At 33.0% G+C, this 17,088-nt stretch carries 18 protein-coding genes; all 18 read left to right on the plus strand.

Going from position 1 to position 17,088, the window contains the following annotated elements; genetic code table 11:
* Positions 1–1,586 (plus strand): MFS transporter (locus tag AC3WVA_RS18480; RefSeq protein WP_492322079.1); only part of this gene is annotated, 1,586 nt, incomplete at its 5' end.
* Entirely contained in the window at positions 1,558–2,061 is a 504-nt protein-coding gene (gene essA, locus AC3WVA_RS18485) for a type VII secretion protein EssA (RefSeq protein ID WP_048528746.1), read from the plus strand. The genes AC3WVA_RS18480 and essA, both read left to right, overlap by 29 nt.
* A 4-nt stretch (positions 2,062–2,065) precedes the next feature.
* On the plus strand, positions 2,066–2,317 hold the full coding sequence (locus AC3WVA_RS18490) for an EsaB/YukD family protein (protein ID WP_048528747.1): 252 nt from the start codon (positions 2,066–2,068) through the stop codon (positions 2,315–2,317).
* 73 nt (positions 2,318–2,390) lie between these two features.
* Positions 2,391–3,590: a type VII secretion protein EssB gene (essB, locus tag AC3WVA_RS18495; protein ID WP_166689729.1), complete on the plus strand. Its 1,200-nt coding sequence runs from the start codon at positions 2,391–2,393 to the stop codon at positions 3,588–3,590.
* A 39-nt stretch (positions 3,591–3,629) separates the two neighbouring features.
* Positions 3,630–8,141: a type VII secretion protein EssC gene (gene essC, locus AC3WVA_RS18500; protein ID WP_098346505.1), complete on the plus strand. Its 4,512-nt coding sequence runs from the start codon at positions 3,630–3,632 to the stop codon at positions 8,139–8,141.
* 12 nt (positions 8,142–8,153) lie between these two features.
* Positions 8,154–8,576 carry a YwqH-like family protein gene (locus AC3WVA_RS18505; RefSeq protein ID WP_071758078.1) on the plus strand — a complete coding sequence of 141 codons (423 nt, stop codon included), beginning with the start codon at positions 8,154–8,156 and terminating at the stop codon, positions 8,574–8,576.
* A gap of 3 nt (positions 8,577–8,579) precedes the next feature.
* Positions 8,580–8,876: a TIGR04197 family type VII secretion effector gene (locus tag AC3WVA_RS18510; RefSeq protein ID WP_001990255.1), complete on the plus strand. Its 297-nt coding sequence runs from the start codon at positions 8,580–8,582 to the stop codon at positions 8,874–8,876.
* Positions 8,877–8,896: 20 nt separating this feature from the next.
* Positions 8,897–10,405, plus strand: a complete 1,509-nt coding sequence (locus AC3WVA_RS18515; RefSeq protein WP_098521153.1) for a T7SS effector LXG polymorphic toxin — start codon at positions 8,897–8,899, stop codon at positions 10,403–10,405.
* Between the two features lie 29 nt (positions 10,406–10,434).
* Complete coding sequence (locus AC3WVA_RS18520; protein WP_098346556.1) at positions 10,435–11,208, plus strand: hypothetical protein; 774 nt, start codon at positions 10,435–10,437, stop codon at positions 11,206–11,208.
* 135 nt (positions 11,209–11,343) lie between these two features.
* Entirely contained in the window at positions 11,344–11,805 is a 462-nt protein-coding gene (locus tag AC3WVA_RS18525; RefSeq protein WP_000701784.1) for a DUF5085 family protein, read from the plus strand.
* Entirely contained in the window at positions 11,802–12,248 is a 447-nt protein-coding gene (locus AC3WVA_RS18530) for a DUF5085 family protein (protein WP_000582716.1), read from the plus strand. The genes AC3WVA_RS18525 and AC3WVA_RS18530 overlap by 4 nt, the downstream gene beginning before the upstream one ends.
* A gap of 281 nt (positions 12,249–12,529) precedes the next feature.
* The gene (locus AC3WVA_RS18535) at positions 12,530–12,775 is read left to right on the plus strand and encodes a hypothetical protein (protein ID WP_098346557.1); all 246 of its coding nucleotides are present in this window, start codon (positions 12,530–12,532) and stop codon (positions 12,773–12,775) included.
* 179 nt (positions 12,776–12,954) lie between these two features.
* A complete protein-coding gene (locus AC3WVA_RS18540) occupies positions 12,955–13,083 on the plus strand; it encodes a hypothetical protein (protein WP_255285108.1) in 129 nt (42 codons plus the stop codon).
* 126 nt (positions 13,084–13,209) lie between these two features.
* Positions 13,210–13,506, plus strand: coding sequence for a hypothetical protein (locus AC3WVA_RS18545; protein WP_170953989.1), 297 nt, complete (start codon positions 13,210–13,212; stop codon positions 13,504–13,506).
* A gap of 12 nt (positions 13,507–13,518) precedes the next feature.
* Positions 13,519–14,157 (plus strand): hypothetical protein, encoded by a 639-nt coding sequence (locus AC3WVA_RS18550; RefSeq protein ID WP_097856337.1) that lies wholly within the window; start codon positions 13,519–13,521, stop codon positions 14,155–14,157.
* A 474-nt stretch (positions 14,158–14,631) separates the two neighbouring features.
* Positions 14,632–15,402 carry a hypothetical protein gene (locus AC3WVA_RS18555; protein ID WP_098521154.1) on the plus strand — a complete coding sequence of 257 codons (771 nt, stop codon included), beginning with the start codon at positions 14,632–14,634 and terminating at the stop codon, positions 15,400–15,402.
* A gap of 57 nt (positions 15,403–15,459) precedes the next feature.
* Complete coding sequence (locus AC3WVA_RS18560) at positions 15,460–16,230, plus strand: hypothetical protein (protein ID WP_492322080.1); 771 nt, start codon at positions 15,460–15,462, stop codon at positions 16,228–16,230.
* Between the two features lie 61 nt (positions 16,231–16,291).
* Positions 16,292–17,053: a hypothetical protein gene (locus AC3WVA_RS18565; protein ID WP_492322081.1), complete on the plus strand. Its 762-nt coding sequence runs from the start codon at positions 16,292–16,294 to the stop codon at positions 17,051–17,053.
* Positions 17,054–17,088 lie beyond the last annotated feature (35 nt).

Below are 17,088 nucleotides of genomic sequence, written 5' to 3' on the forward strand. Positions count from 1 at the left end.
GAACGGGAACAGATAACGGAAACGGAGGAAACCCAGGAGGCGGAACGGGGACAGATAACGGAAACGGAGGAAACCCAAATCAAGGTGGTGGCTCAACAGTTATTGAACGTACAAATAATTATATTGTACATCAAAAAACTGAGAAGTTAACAGATAATACATCTAATGTATTAATTAAAGAAGCAGTCGAGACCGTTCAAAGTTATCAAGGTTTAATAAGTCTGTATCAAATGTATTATGGTATTGATTTAAGAACGAATGATGTGGGGCCAAAGCTTGAAGAGGGAACTTTAGATGCGATTGCTACTGATCATTCATTGTACTATATGTTAAATAAGCAAAGTGTAATTGATTTAATCTCAAATCTTGTATCAGCTAGTATTACGAGTGAAGTAAAGCAAGATATGATAGGTTTAAAACAAAAAATGGACTCTTACCAACAGCTCATTACTAGTGCAGATCAAAATTCACTGCTACTAGCAGAGAAATTAAATGAAACGATGCAACAAGCAACTAGTATGAATCAAAATTTAGGGGAGTATTTAAAAGGTTTAGCGAAATGGCGTGAGAGTAGCTTAAAGTTAGTGGAAGAGCAACAAGTATTAACGACTAATAATGCTGGTGAACAAACAGCTGTACTATCGTTAGACTCTGGTATTAAATCTTTAACGATGCAAACTCAGTCATTAGTAGAGAGTTCGAAGCACAGTTTATCGACATCAGATGATGTGTATAAAACATTTGATCAAATTAATGGACAAGCAAAAGAAATTCAAGAAAGCGGAACGACAATTGTTTCGAAGGCAGATTCTTTATTGAATGATTTTACGAAGAAAATGGAAGACGATAAAGCATTCTCGAAGAACTTCACGAAAATTTTAGCGAATAGTCGTATTGGAGATCGTCAAAATGAGATGCTATATGAGTTTTTAGCTAGTCCAGTTCAGAAGCAAAATGATGGGGTAATTGTAGCTGGTAATGCTTTTACACCGTACTTAATCGTATTAACTTGTTTCATTGTTGCGTTATTTACTGCATATGCAATTGCGAATCAAGAAAAGAAACGAACGCAATCAGATCATTTTGAAGAGAGATTCTCTTTAATTGATATGAATGTACCAACTACAGTAGTAGCATTTGGAATATCGATTGTGGAAGGAATCAGTATAGGAATCATTTCAGGCCGTCTATTAAAGTTCGGTCAGGATCAAAGTTTACTATGGATTGCGTTTATCACAATCATTATGATGGCATTCGTATTAGTTTCAACATACTTATTAAGACAAATAAAAATGGTAGGGATGTTTATCTTATTAGTATTTTTAAGTATGTATCTATTTTTAACTGAAGCAGTTGGAAGTAAAGTAGACCAAATGTCTTCTGTAGGTAAATTGCGTCAATTTTCACCTCTTCAATATATAGAAGGTTTTCTAAATGATTTTATTAGCGGTAAAGATACAGGAAAAGTTATTTTTATCGTATTGTTTGTAATTGCCATTATAGGATTAGTTAGCAATCTATTTGTATGGCACAAGAAATGGGAGGAAAAAGAAGTAAATGATCAAACAATGGAGCATAGTGGTTAAGTTATCATTTATTTGTTTCCTTTTACTGTTTGTCGCGCAACCGATTAGGAGCGCGGCGGACAGTTATCTTGGTGATGATGGAAAGATCCAGTTTAAAGTAGACCGATTTGAAGATAAAGACCAAGAAAAAAATAAAAAGGAACATAAGGAAACAGAATTAGATAAAGCATCAATTGAGTTATTTAATACAGATGTAGAAGAAGAAATTCAAAAAAAGAAAGAGAAAGAACAAAAAGAGATGGAATCTTTAAGAGATTCTCTTTTTATAAAACAAAAAGAAAATAATCGTGTTAAAAATACGAAAAATAGTTTGTTTAGTAGTGAATACGTTGTAAGAAAAAGTGCTGATGAAGTAGCAAGTAATCAAACAATGAATGAAAAGCCAATTAGTACAACAATAATCATATTGTTAGGCGGCGGTGTTTTACTTATTTGCATCGGTATTTATACGGTTCTTCGGAAAAGTTGGAGGTAAAGTAATGGCAATACAAACGCATATTAATGTAACGGTAGATTTTAGTAAATGGAATGGAAATACATATGATTTACGTATACCGAATCATCAATCTATTAAATATTTATTGAAAAATTTATTAGATACGCTAAAGATTGATAATCATGAAGGTGCACATTTTGTAATGAAAGTGAAAAATAAGTCAATTGTTTTAACGGATAATGATCGTTTAATTGATCACCAAATAACAGACGGAGATATTTTACAAGTTTTATAAAGAATATTTCTTACTTTTAGTTTTTTGAAAATAAGTTATTACTGGTTATAAAGAAAAGGAGAAGAGGATAAACATGACGGAAAAAACAATTCAAATTGATGCAATGAACTATCAATTTCAAATAGAAAAAGAAAATTGGAAATTGGAGATGACAAAATCTCAAACGCGTATAAAAGACTTCCGTCAATTCGATATAATTACGGGCGCATCATCTGAATTTGTACCATTAACAATAGAAGAAACGGATGATATGTTTACGTTCCTATTTCAAGTGGACAAAAAATTACATAAGTGGGACGATCTTAGCCGTTTTGGAAGAAATGAGAAATTGAGACTGCTCCGAAATGTTGCGCAGTTTCGTAAATATTTAAATAAACGAATTACGTTCTTTTTACATCCGGACAATTTAGTTTTTAATGCAAATTTAATGCCAAGCATTATACATAGAGGAATTCGAGATATTGTTCCACCAACCCCGTTGTTAGAAGAGCAATTTTTAACACAATACAAGTGTTTAATTATTGCTTTATTCTCCGAAAAGCACAATTTTGATGATTTATATGCTGGGTTACTAAAAGATGCGAAAGAAACAACATTTGAACAGACAGTTGCTCAAATGGAAAGCTTAGATGCATTACTGCAGTTTCTAGATGACAGCTTTGAGAAGGAACAAATAAAAACAGAAAAAAATATGCAGTTAGTACCTAAAAAGAGCTATAAATCGTTTAAATATTTAGCTTTTTCCTTCATAGCGGCGACAGTTATTTTAGCTGCTCCTTTAATATATTTCACTTTTATAAAATTTCCTTATCAAAATAAATTATTAGAAGCAAATGCGGGTTTCATAGCAACTGATTATGACAAAGTAATTACGCAATTAAATGAAGAAGAATTTGAATCATTACCAGTTGCCTCTAAATATGAGTTAGCATTTGCGTACATTACAGTAGAAAAACTAGGTGAAGATCAAAAGAAATCAATTATGAAAAATATTAGTTTGAAAAGTGATGAAAAGTATTTGCTGTATTGGATGTATAACGGAAAAGGTAATTTTGATAAATCATTAGATTTAGCTAAGACACTGGATGATCCTCAGCTTATTATGTACGGACTGGTTAAACAAATTGAATCGCTGAAAAATAATCCGGATTTATCAGGAGAAGAGCGTGATCAAAAATTAAAAACATACGAGCAACAATTGGATGAATATAAAAAGAAATATGGCAAATCATCAAACGATAAAGACTCGTCGAACACAGAGAAAAAAGAGTAAGCACTTGATGAGACAGTTGAAAAGGAGCAGTGAACACGGATGGAGCAACTATTAGTATTGACTTATGGAGACAAAATATATAAGTGCACATTACATCCAAATGAGCAATCAATAGTGTCGATTGGAAAAGAGTGGACAAATGATATTACAAATCCAAGTTTAGAACAAGAAGTAGAATTAAAGTGGAATAATGAAGTAAGTGCTTGGATGGTAAAAAATCAATTAATAGAATTCAATAAGGAATTTGAGATTGGAAAAACTAAAGATGTGAGCTTGAAAATCTTTATATCTATTATCGGCACAACGAAAGTGTTTGATATCGGAACGAAACATTCTCTTACAATTAGTCAAAACAGTTACGATGATATTTCTATTACTGGGGCAAATGTAGATTTAATGCTATCTCGTGAAACGTTGTACGATTCTTTTAAAGTAAACGTATATGACGGGGATGTATTTCATAATTATACGAAGCTAAAAGATAGCGTAATGTTGGAAGCGGGAGACGTATTATATTTTGATGGTGTTTTAGTAGAGATAGGCAGTGAAGATATTCAAGTATTGTCTTCAGAAGAGAACGTTACATCTACGTTACCTATTTTAGTAGAATCCGAAACGAATTATCAAAGTGGTTATCCAGACTATCATCGCTCACCACGTATTATTTACCGTGAACCAGAAGAGAAAATGACAATTGCCAAACCTTCAAGTATGCCGTCAAAACCGACTGAGCATTTGGCGAGAATTATTGCACCTTCTCTTGTCATGATTGTCGTAACAGTATTACTTGCTATCTTTATGAAATATGGGCTGTTTATTATTGCATCAATTGCGATGACATTAGTAACGATTATTGTATCTGTCACATCTTATATAAAAAATTTAAAGCAATATAAAATCGACATTGTTGAACGTGATAAAAGTTATAGAGCGTATATAAAACAAAAAACGAAAGATTTACATGCAGAAAGTGAAAAGCAGCGTCATGCATTACAATATCATAATCCAAATGTTGAAGTGATACGTAATATGGCTATGCAAGTAAATCCACGTATATATGAAAAAACAATGTTACATCATGATTTCTTAACATTTAGCGTTGGAACAGGACAAGCTAATACAAGTTTTGAAATCCAATTTAATGAAGAAGAATTTAGTCAAACGAAAGATGAATTAATTGATATAGCACGTGAACTAAGACAGCGTTATCTATCATTGGAAGATGTACCTGTTGTAACAGATTTGATAAATGGACCAGTTGGCTATATTGGACAACGATCTTTAGTGTTAGAACAATTACAATTATTAGTTGTGCAAACCGCGTTATTCCATAGTTATTATGACTTGCAGTTTATTACTATTTTTCCTGAAGAAGAAAAAGAAAAATGGGATTGGATGCGCTGGTTACCTCATGGAAGTGTTCGCGATATAAATGTACGTGGATTTGTGTACCATGATCGTAGCCGTGATCAAGTGTTAAATAGTTTGTATCAAATATTGAAAGAACGAAAATTAAAACTAGATGAAAAAAGTTCAACGAATGAAAAAATGTACTTTGCACCGCACTATGTCGTTCTCATTACAGATGAAAAACTAATACTAGACCATGTTGTTATGGAATTCTTTAATGATGATCCGAGTCAATTAGGTGTATCACTTGTATTTGTACAAGATGTTATGCAAAGTTTACCGGAGCATGTGAAAACGGTAATAGACATAAGAGATGCAAAACAAGGGAACATCATCTTAGAACAAGGAGAGCTTGTAAACCGTCAATTTAAACTCAATCACGTACCGAAAGGGTTCAATTTAGAAGATGTTTCACGAGCATTAGCACCGTTAAATCATTTGCAAAACTTAAAAAATAGTATCCCAGAAAGTGTAACATTTTTAGAAATGTACGGTGTTGAGAAAGTAAAAGAACTGAATATCACAAGTCGCTGGGAGAAAAATGCAGCGCATAAATCTTTAGCTGTACCACTTGGATTACGTGGTAAAGAAGATATCGTAAACTTAAACTTACACGAAAAAGCACACGGACCACACGGGTTAATAGCAGGTACAACAGGTTCAGGTAAATCGGAAATTATACAATCGTATATTTTATCTCTAGCAGTCAATTTCCATCCTTACGAAGTAGCCTTTCTACTCATTGACTATAAAGGCGGCGGTATGGCGAATTTATTCAAAAACTTACCACATTTATTAGGAACAATTACGAACTTAGATGGAGCACAAAGTATGAGAGCGCTCGCATCAATTAAAGCTGAATTACAAAAAAGACAACGATTATTTGGCGAAAATGATGTAAACCATATTAATCAGTATCAAAAACTGTATAAAGAAGGCTTAGTAAGTGAACCGATGCCACATCTATTTTTAATTAGTGATGAATTCGCGGAACTGAAGTCAGAACAACCAGAATTTATGAAAGAGTTAGTTTCAACAGCGCGTATCGGTCGTTCACTCGGAATTCATTTAATATTAGCTACGCAAAAACCAAGTGGTGTTGTAGATGATCAAATTTGGAGTAACTCGAAATTCAAACTAGCATTAAAAGTTCAAAATACGTCAGATAGTAATGAAATTTTAAAAACACCAGATGCTGCTGAAATTACATTACCAGGACGTGCTTACTTACAAGTTGGGAATAATGAAATTTATGAACTATTCCAATCAGCTTGGAGCGGAGCAGACTATGTAGAAAACAAAGAGGATAAAGAACATTTAGACGCAACAATCTATGCAATAAATGATCTAGGACAATATGAAATATTAAGTGAAGACTTAAGTGGACTTGGTAGCAGTAAAGAAGTAATAAGCGTACCGTCTGAACTGGATGCTGTTATTGACTACATTCACGATTACGCAGAAATAAATGAAATTGAAGCGTTAGCTAGACCGTGGTTACCACCACTTCCAGAAAGCGTATATTTACAAGACTTACATGCTATTCAGTTCAAAGAGGCATGGACGAAAGAAAAGAAACCATTAAAAGCAACAGTTGGTCTACTAGATCAGCCTGAATTACAATCACAAACACCATTAACATTAGATATTAGTAAAGACGGACACGTAGCGGTCTTCTCAAGTCCAGGCTACGGAAAATCAACATTCTTACAATCAGTCATTATGGATGTAGCTCGTCAGCATAGTCCGGAGCATTTGCATGTGTATTTATTAGATTTCGGAACGAACGGTTTAATGCCATTAAAATCTTTACCACATGTGGCGGACATTATTACATTAGACCAAGTTGAAAAATGCGAGAAGTTTCTTCGTCGCATAGAAGACCTATTAAAAGATAGAAAGCAATTGCTAAGTAAATATGGTGTTGCGAGTCTTGAAATGTATGAGAGAGCTAGTAAAGAAGTATTACCAACAATATTAATTACGTTAGATAATTATGATGCTGTTAGAGAAGCTGGATTTGTCGAAGACTTTGAACGCATTATTGCACAAATTGTACGTGAAGGGGCAGCAGTAGGAATTCATTTAATGCTTACGGCTACACGTCAAAATGCATTGAGAGTACAAGTAAATACAAATATTAAACTACAAATTGCTCTATATATGATAGATGAGGCAGAATCTAGAGCTATTGTAGGAAGAACAGAGTTAAAAATTGAAGAATTAGCAGGACGTGGTTTAGTTAAAATTGACGAACCAACAATCTTCCAAACAGCTTTACCGACAAATGGAGAAGATGTACTTACTCGAATTGAAAATATACAAGCTGAAGGAAAAGAGATGGATTCCTTCTGGGATGGAGAAAGACCGAAAGCAATTCCTATGGTACCTGAAGTTCTGGAATACAAGGAATTCATTGCATGGCCAGAAACAAGAAAAATTATTGAAGCAGGCAAACTAACATTTGGTGTAGAAACAGAAAACGTTACGCCTCTCGAATTAGATTTAACGGAAGCGTCTAATATTGTTGTAGGGGGAATCAAGAAAGAGGAAGTTGAAAATGTAGTTCATCAATTCCTTCAACAGTTAGCAGACAGTGGACACTTTGACCTAGGTTTAATTGATACAAGAACACGAAATTTCTCAAACTATAGAGAGAGCGCTGCTTTATATGTAGCTGAAAAAACGGGAATTGAGAAAACGATTAAACAAGTTACAAACGCTTATAAATCGAGAGAAGCGGCGTTTAAAGAGGAGCAGGAAGCATCAAGTGAAACAGTGAACCCGGCAGAATTTATTAAGAAATTTAAGCCGATTGTAATCGTAATTGCAGATGTAAATGATATTTTAAGTAATTTAGAAGATAGCGATATATATAGTTTGGCGGAATTAATAACAAATGGTGCATTTATGGGCATCCACTTCGTAATTGGCTGTGATGTTGATTCAATTGACAGTCGATACGACTTAGTTTCAAAAACAATAAAAACGCAATCTCATGTTATTTTACTTAGAAAATCATCAGGCCAAATGGTCTTCGATGTATCTAATAAAGATTTAAGTAGTACAAAGTTAAACCCATTTGAAGGGTATTTTGTTGAAAATCGTTTTGCTACTAGAATTAAAGTGCCAACTATTTAAGGGGGGATTTGCATGGGGATAGAGGAATTAAATAGTCAAAAATCTGGTTTATTAAGTAGTATAAGTTATCAACAAGGGCAATTGGCTGAATTACAAATGAAACTAAGAAGAGTAATAACGGCAAAAGGGAACTTTGTAAATAATCTTGAAGCAATTAGACAAAATCAAGAGCAGTTTAAGTCTTTAGAAATAAACGAAAGTAGTTGGAAAGGGCAAAGAGCAACTACTTTTAAAGAAACGTATGAACAACAAGTCATTTCGAATTTAGGGAAATTTATCGGAGAACTAGGAAGAGTGCAAGAAGACATCGATCAAGCCATACAGCGGCTTGAAAGAGAAATCGCTGCATGTGAGTCAAGTATTGCTTCTTTAAGTAGAAGTGTTTCAATGGTTGACGCTAGTATTCAAGTAGAAGTACAGAAGGCGGGGAAATGATAAATGGGGGAAATTAAATTAAATAAAGGGGTATTTGATGCGAAAGTAAGTGAATTGAAAAGTAGTGCTAGTGATTTAGGTAAGACTAAATTTAATGGTATGCAGTTACATCGTACGAATTTAAGTAAACTGAAAAAATATTGTGAAGCGATTGAAAAGTTATCAAAAAAAGTGCAGCAATATGAACAAATACTACAAAAGGATATTAGTAGAATTCAGCAAACAGGACAAGAAATGGTTCAGCAAGATGAAAAGCTTGGAAAAGATTTGAAAGACAGTTCAGCTCACCGTGCTATGTAAAGGGATAGGAGGGGGAAAATATGAGCAAAATCATAGAGTTACAAGAAGTAAAAGAACTGCAAGAGCGGTTTAATTCAAGTGCTGAAGAGTTAAATCAACATTTGGAAACATTGCAGCAAAAAATAGAGGACTTTACACAAATTAACTCTTTTCAAGGGAAAGCTGCTGATACTATTAAGAATCATTTATCTACAGTTCATGGAGCTGTTATCACTGGATTTACAGTTACAACGGAAATGTTAAAAAGTCAATTTCAAAAAGCAATAGAGGAGTTTAACAGTGAGGTTGACAGTGATGCAGATGCAAAAATTCATGGAAGTTATTTGGATGATGTAAAGAAAAAAGTTAATGGATATAGTGAGGGATTTAGCCACTCTAATGAAGAGGCGAAAAAAACAGTAGGTACGATTAGTGACATCGTCGCAATTCAATATCCATCATCATCAAGCATCACTGAAGGCGCTGTAAAAAGCCAAAAAGAAATCAGTGAGACATTAGAAAAATTAGAGACTTATAATAGTAAGCAAAGTGACCTGCAAGAGTTTGATGAATTAATGCGTAAGATAGATGAGGGAATGAAGCAAATAAAAGTGAATAATGGGAATTTGTCTATCGCTTCAATAGGGAAGTTATTAGCTGACACATCAATTGGAAATATCATTAAGGGATTGGCAGATGGCATGACTAAGTTTGATATTGGGAACAAGGGAGCTAAGGCTACTTTAAATGCCTACATACGTATGCATTATGTTACAAAGAAATTGGGTTTGGAAGTCCTTTTTGATCCTAAAGGCCGAAAAGGTAAAGGGGCATATACATTATCGACTTCTAAGAAAGAAGATATGGTTTTAGCAGAAAGAATACTTAAAATGGATAATAAAGATGACGTTTTATTCAAATATTTAAAGGATAAATTAGAATTTAAATTCGAGGGTTTGAAAACAACAAAGGAACAAATAAAAAAGGCACGCAGAAATATTTATAAATTACCAGAGTTTCAAAATTACGCAGATTTTCGGATGGATCGGGAGAACAAAGGATTGCCTACCGCGATTGGGAAAAAAGGACTGAGTTCATTTAAAGCCGCTTGGGCAGACGGCTTAAAGGATATTAACCCTATGAAATGGAAAGAATCGTTTAAAGGTCTGGGTAAAGCAGGGGGGATATTGAAAGGAGCAGGTATTTTTGGAGCGGTTATGTCAGTTGGAGGTAATGTTGTTGATGCTAAAGAAGGCGGTTGGCAGTTAAAAGATGTAGTGGATATAGCAACAGATTCAGCTGTAGATATTGGAGCGAATGCTGGAGCAATGGCAGCTGGTGCTGTAGCAGGATCATTTTTCCTTCCGCCGCTTGGTACTGTGGTTGGGGCTGGTGTTGCAGTAGGTATTACAGCCGTAGCAAATATAAAATGGAAAAAATTCGGCGGGGACAGTGCGATTGATCTTGCTAAAAAAGGAGTAAAAAATGTAACTGAAAAGATAGAAGAAAAATTTAAAATAGGGGAGAAACTTAAATCTATATTTTGGTAATCAGACTACACGAAAGGTGCAGATAGATGATGTGGGATATAAAAGAAGAAGATTTAGATGGATTTCGAGCAACATGTAGCAGTCGTTTAAGCCCTGAAGGTGCTATGGTTTTCTTTATTGGAGGGATAGTTTATACTTCAGTATTTATGTTTTTTATTTTTATGGGGGGCTTGGAGTATTATAATACTTTCTTTGACAAAACAATTGTTAAAATTGAAATTGTGTTATATAGCTTACAAATAATGTTTTTAATTCTATATTCATTTCCAAAAGTGTGTTTTAAATTACAAAAACTACAAACTTTTGTAATATTATTATATGCATTTCAATTAGGTACTATAACATTCACAGCGTTGATTCTTCCTGGAATTTCGGAGGATTCAATTGACAGAATTACATTAATATATGTAGGTATGTTATTCCTAGGAGCAGTCATTGTTCACATTGTGACAACTATCGATACATTTAAACAAGCGAGTGAAGGTGCGTTCAGTAAGGATGAAAGATCTACCTCATTTTTTAGTAAAACAAAGGGGAATGTGATGAAGTGGGCTACACTATATGCACTAACCCTTCTTGTTTTAATTTATTTTCATACTAATTATGCGTTCGATGTTTTAGTCCTTTATGTAGTGGGTACTGTATTAATGTATACAATTGCTGTCGGTGCAGCTGAATTTCAACTATTAATGTATTGTAGATTTAATTTCCCTTCATTTAACATATCGTGGGAGCAACATAAAAGAGAGTCTCCAAGATATCAAAAGAAAAATAAAAAAGGTAAATCAAAACGTAAGGCGTAAAGGAAATGAGTATAGTAGATTTAAATGTTCGTCATTTACTATAATGTGGAAGGAATATGAAGGAGAGCGTAAGTGACATTTGAAGAAACATAAAAAATATAGCCAAGAGAAAGTATAGTAAAAGGAGTAGTTATTATGAAAATTCAATATAAAGCATTATCACTTTTAAATTTAATTAGTATTACTCAAATTGTAAAAAAAGAAGATTGGTTATTACCTGCTATCGCACTGAGAAATCAAGTTGTTCATAATGGAATATATGCAGTAGGTCCCGTTCTTTTTAAATATCAGCCATTGGAAAATGAACCTGAGTACGGTGAATATACGTATTCTGTTCCAGTAAATGAGCGTGTTAAATTAGGAGAGAATTCTGCATATGAATACGTTGATGGATTAATTATTGAAGAGGCATTAAGTGTTCGATTTACTGATGAAGATGGTGATATTGAGGAGGCTTATAATTTAATACATGAGTTTGCAGAACAGCATCATATTAAATTAGATAACGGTTTTTATCACGTATGTTTAGACGTATACGGTGACATGTGGCTAGATATTTATGCTCCTATTATAGAAGTAGGTGAAACAATAAAATGATAATTGAAGGACAAAGTATTGCATATACAAATGTTGTTTCGAAAGAGTACTATTTTCATTACGAAGATATGGAAGAAGCAATTGAACATTTTATGTCAGAAATTGCAACAGCGAATTTAACAGTAAAAGGTCCGATGTTTTATGCTTTGAAAAATATACCATCTGATGAAAATATGTACGTTGAATTATTCATGCCAGTGAATGAAGATAAAATTCCAGCATCAGAAACACTTCAATTTAGGAGCTATTATTATGTTGATGAGATGCTCATGAAACGATATACGGGAGATTATGAAAAATTAACAGAGCAGGTATATGGTGAAATGCTTCTGTATATGGAGGATAATAATCTGAATTTAGCCTCGCCGATTTATCATGTGTTTAGCGGTGATGAGTCTTTACAGTATGTTGAAGTGAAGATTGCTGTATTTAATGAAGAATAATATTTTAAGCTTGTGACTTTTAAAATATGGAAATATCATAAAAGAGATAGTTTTGAATAGGGTTTGGGGAAATGACATAAATAAAACCTTCTCTTCTTGTTAGAATGAGGAGGTTTTTTTATTCTAAAATCTATATGCAATTAATTGAATAGTTCGACATGAGATTTTTCAGTTGGGTCAATCTGTATGGGGAGTAGTTACGTTCGGCAGTTCGCTTTGTTCTTATTTTGAAAGGGAAAATTTATTCGAAAGTCAATTTGGAAAGAGGGAAAGGTGTTATTTTGGATGAAAATCGGAATATTTCGGAAACAGAGAAAGGTTTTTTTGAAAGGACAATAGTATCTATCTATAAAGCGTTAGAATTTATAGTGAAATATACAATGATTCTAATAATAATAATGTCAATATTTGTGATAATTGCTGCTGTTTATTTTAAAATATATGAGGGTATAGGGGCAGGTGTATTTCTCTTAATCTCGTCATTATTTGCATATGTGGTGTTTTTTAAGAAAAGTAAAAATGCCTAAATTAATAGTGAAAATAAAATTAAAAAGATTAACTATAATACGTTATTTCAAGAGGGAAAGTTTTGAATATGGCATGAATGTATAACAGCAAGAAAACCTTCTCTTTTCATTAAAATGAGAAGGTTTTTATTTTTAATCTATATGATTTAAGTAAAGGTAGTTAAAGGTGGGAAACTTGGATGTGGAATATAAAAGAAGAAGATTTAGATAAATTCCGGATGATATGTAAACATCGTTGGAGTCCTGAGGATGCTTTAGGATTTATGATAGGAACAATAAGGGAACGTAATGAAACTAAAAATGCCTAGAGTAACTGGTGACAGTATGAAGTTAAAGAGGAAAGCGAAGCAAGATTATGTGAATTATGAAAAGTCTTTTCATAATAATAAATCATTCTAAGGGAGCTGATTTGTTTTGAAGAATGGAAGATCAATTTGCAGCTAAGTTTAAAATGTGGCGGAATAAGTTGGGGGAATCATAGACGTAAGAAAAAGAAACCGAAACAAATAAGAAAAGAAGCTGTTCAGATAAAACCGATAGTAGAAGAAAAACCATTAAAGAAGAGTAGCAACAAGTTGGTTGATATTCTCCTAGGTATTCTTCTTTTCCCAATTTTTATATGGGCTGTCTTGAAAGGTTCTCCAACACAAGTAAGCAAAGAGAAGACTTTCCTTATTATCGTTTTCTTTATCTTAATTGCAATAGGGTTATCTATGATAGGAAACAAATAAGGGGGAGTTCAGATGTTTAAGAAGAAGGAGAAAAAAAGCATTTACGTTAGACTGGTAAACACACAAGGGGAAATCATTCGAGAGTTTAATTGTACAGAAAAAGACTTGCGAAAAGTAAAAGAAACTGGTGCTGAAATTCGTTTGGTTGGGGATAACTCATATGAGATGGTAGCAACCGATGAACAACTAGAAAAATTAGCAAGAGCTGAAGCAGAAATTGAAGCGGAAATTAAGGCATGGGAAGACGCTTTAAATGAGAGTTTGGATGAACGCGAAGAAAGAGAAGCGAGACAGAAGGAATTGAAAGAAAAGAATAAATGGAGTACAAAGAAGAAAGTAATCGTATTTGGACTCATATTCTTTGTATTTATTGGATTACCTATTATCGAAGGGTATCAAAATAGTAAATTAGTTGAAGAAGGTACATCATTAAATGCAGAAATTGTAGGTAGGCATGTAGAGAAGGAATTCATGTTTACACACCCCACATTAGTAGTTGAGGTAGATGGTAAAAAGCATAATGTATGGGTAAGTGAAGAGACATATAACGGAGCAGAGTGGTTAGGTAGACTAAAAGTCATCAAAACAAAAGATGGTAAAGTTGAGAAAGACCCTAGATATGAGGGGGAAGACTTAATTACGAGTTATTAAGCAGTATGTTTTTAATATTCGCTGCTCAAATTAAATAACATTATTATTTGCAAAAATCGAATCCATTAAAATAAAAAACAAATTTTAAATAACTGTAATAACCTCCTAGCATATTGTTGATGGGAGGTTATCACCTTTCTGAAGATAAAATTAAAGAGCTATATTATCTCGATACAATTGTGATGACAGTAACGTTTTTACTAAGTGAGTGCAGTTTCGGGGGAAACAAAAATAGAGTATGAGGAATATACTTAAGTGAAAGAGAGAAGAATATTTAGAGCTTTTGAGGAGAAAGAAGGCTATTTGAACTATCAAAAGCATTCTGATTATGTACGGTAATTAATGTAGTGAGGATATACATAAAAGATTATCTAAATTTAGTTACACAAAGATGAATGTACTTAAAAAATTAGGAATGTAATGGGATTTTAGTGAATGAAAATTATTTAAACTGTATAGAAGGTGAAAAACTGAATGTGGAATATAAAAGAAGAAGATTTAGATGGATTTCGAGTAACATGTAGCAGCCGTTTAAGCCCTGAGGCTGCTTTAGGTTTTATGATAGGAACCATAGTATATGTTTCAGTTATGATGTTTTTTCTTATTGGTACTTTAGTAACCTTTAGTTGGGACTATTATACTACTTTCTTTGAGAAAACAATCGTTAGAATGGAACTTGTGCTATATAGCTTGCAAATAATTTTTTTAATTCTATATTCATTTCCAAAAGCTAGATTCAAATTTCAAAAGTTACAAACGATTGTCGTGTTATTATATGCATTTCAATTAGGTACGATATTATTCACGGCTTTAATTCTTCCTGGAATGTCTGATTATACAATAGACAGAATTACATTAGTATATGTAGGTTTCTTATTTTTAGGAGCAGTGATTGTTCATATTGTAACGACGATTGATACGTTTAAACAGGCAAGTGAAGGTGCATTTAGTATGAATGAAAGATCCGCTTCCTTTTTTAGTAAAACAAAAGGAACTATGATGAAAGTTGCTTCAATATACACATTAATCCTTCTTATTTTGATTTATTTTCACAATGATTATGCGTTTGATACTTTAATTGGATATGTAATAGGTACTTTTTTAATGTATACAGTAGCCATTGGGGCAGCAGAATTCCAACTATTGGCGTACTGTAGATTTAAATTTAAGTCATTTAATATGACGTGGGAAGAGGATGAGAGAATGCGAAAGCGAAATACAAAACCTAAAACGAAAAGTGTATAAGAATGTAATGGTAGTGAATGAAAATTATTTAAACTGTATAGAAGGTGAAAAGTCAGGATGTGGAATATAAAAGAGGAAGATTTAGAAGAATTTCGGATGACATGCAGAAGGCGTTTAAGTCCTGAAGGTGCGACGGGATTTATGCTCGGAACGATATTTTATACTTCATTATTTATGGTTATTATTTTTGTGGGAGGAATGGATTATTATACTACCTTGTTTGATAAGGCAATTGTTAGGAGTGAATTAGTGTTATATGGTTTGCAAGTAATGTTTTTAATTCTATATTTATTCCCTAAAGCTCGTTATAAATTTCAAAAATTACAAACGCTCGTTATATTATTATATGCATTTCAACTTGGAACTATCGGATGCACGGTATTTGTACTTTCTGGGATGATAGAGCATTCAATGGATCTCCATACACGTGTTTATGTAGGTCTATTAGTATTAGGGGGAATTATTGTTCATATTGTGACAACAGTTGATACATTTAAACAAGCAAGCGAAGGTGCATTTAGTAGTGAGGACAAGTCAGCTTCGTTTTTTAGTAAAACAAAGGGACATGTTATACGAGGTGCTGTAATTTATGTGTTAATTCTTCTTGTTTTGATTTATATAAATAATAATTACTCATTAAACACAATGTTTGGTTATGTTATATGTAATGTTGTTATGTATGCAGTAGCAATAGGAGCGGCAGAGTTCCAGCTCTTAGTGTATTGCAGATTCAAATTCAAGTCATTTAATATAACGTGGGAAGAGAATGAGAGAATGCGTGGGAGAATGCGAAAGCGAAATACAAAATCCAAAACGAAAAGTAAGTAAGAGTGAAATAGAATTAAGTGTATGAGGATTATTTAAACTGTATAGAGGGTGAAGAGTCAGGATGTGGGATATAAAAGAAGAAGATTTAGATAAATTTCGAATAACATGTCAAGGGCGTTTAAGTCCAGAAGGTGCTACGGGTTTTATGGTTGGAACAATATTTTATATTTCAATATTTATGTTTATTATTTTAGTAGGGGATTGGAATTACTACAACAATTTTTTTGATAGAACAATTGTTAAAACTGAAATTGTGTTATTTAGTATTCAAATTATATTTTTAATTATATATCTATTTCCGAAAGCATGTTATAAATTTCAAAAGTTACAAACGCTAATCGTATTACTATATGCGTTTCAACTTGGAACGATATTATTTGTAGTTTCGATTCTTTCTGAAATGGCTGACAATTCAATTGGTAGGATGTATACCGGGCTACTAGTTGTAGGAGCAGTTATTATCCATATTGTAGCAACGCTAGATACATTTAAACAAGCAAGTGAAGGTGCATTTAGTGGTGATGAAAGATCCACCTCGTTTTTTAGTAAGACAAAAGGAGCTATGATAAAGGGGACTATAATATATATATTAATACTACTTATTTTAATGTATTTTCAAAATGATTATTCAATTGATTTTTTTGTTATGTATGGAGTAGGAACTGTTTTAATGTATGCGGTTGCAATCGGATCGGCAGAATTCCAACTATTGGCGTACTGTAGATTCAAATTCAAGTCATTTCATATGACGTGGGAAGAGAATGAGAGAATGCGTGGGAGAATTCGAAAGCGAAATAAGAAATTCAAAACGAAAAATAAATAATATATTAATAGAATTTTAGTGCGCGCAAAATAATT

This window comes from Bacillus sp. EB106-04-02-XG92 (assembly GCF_058791995.1).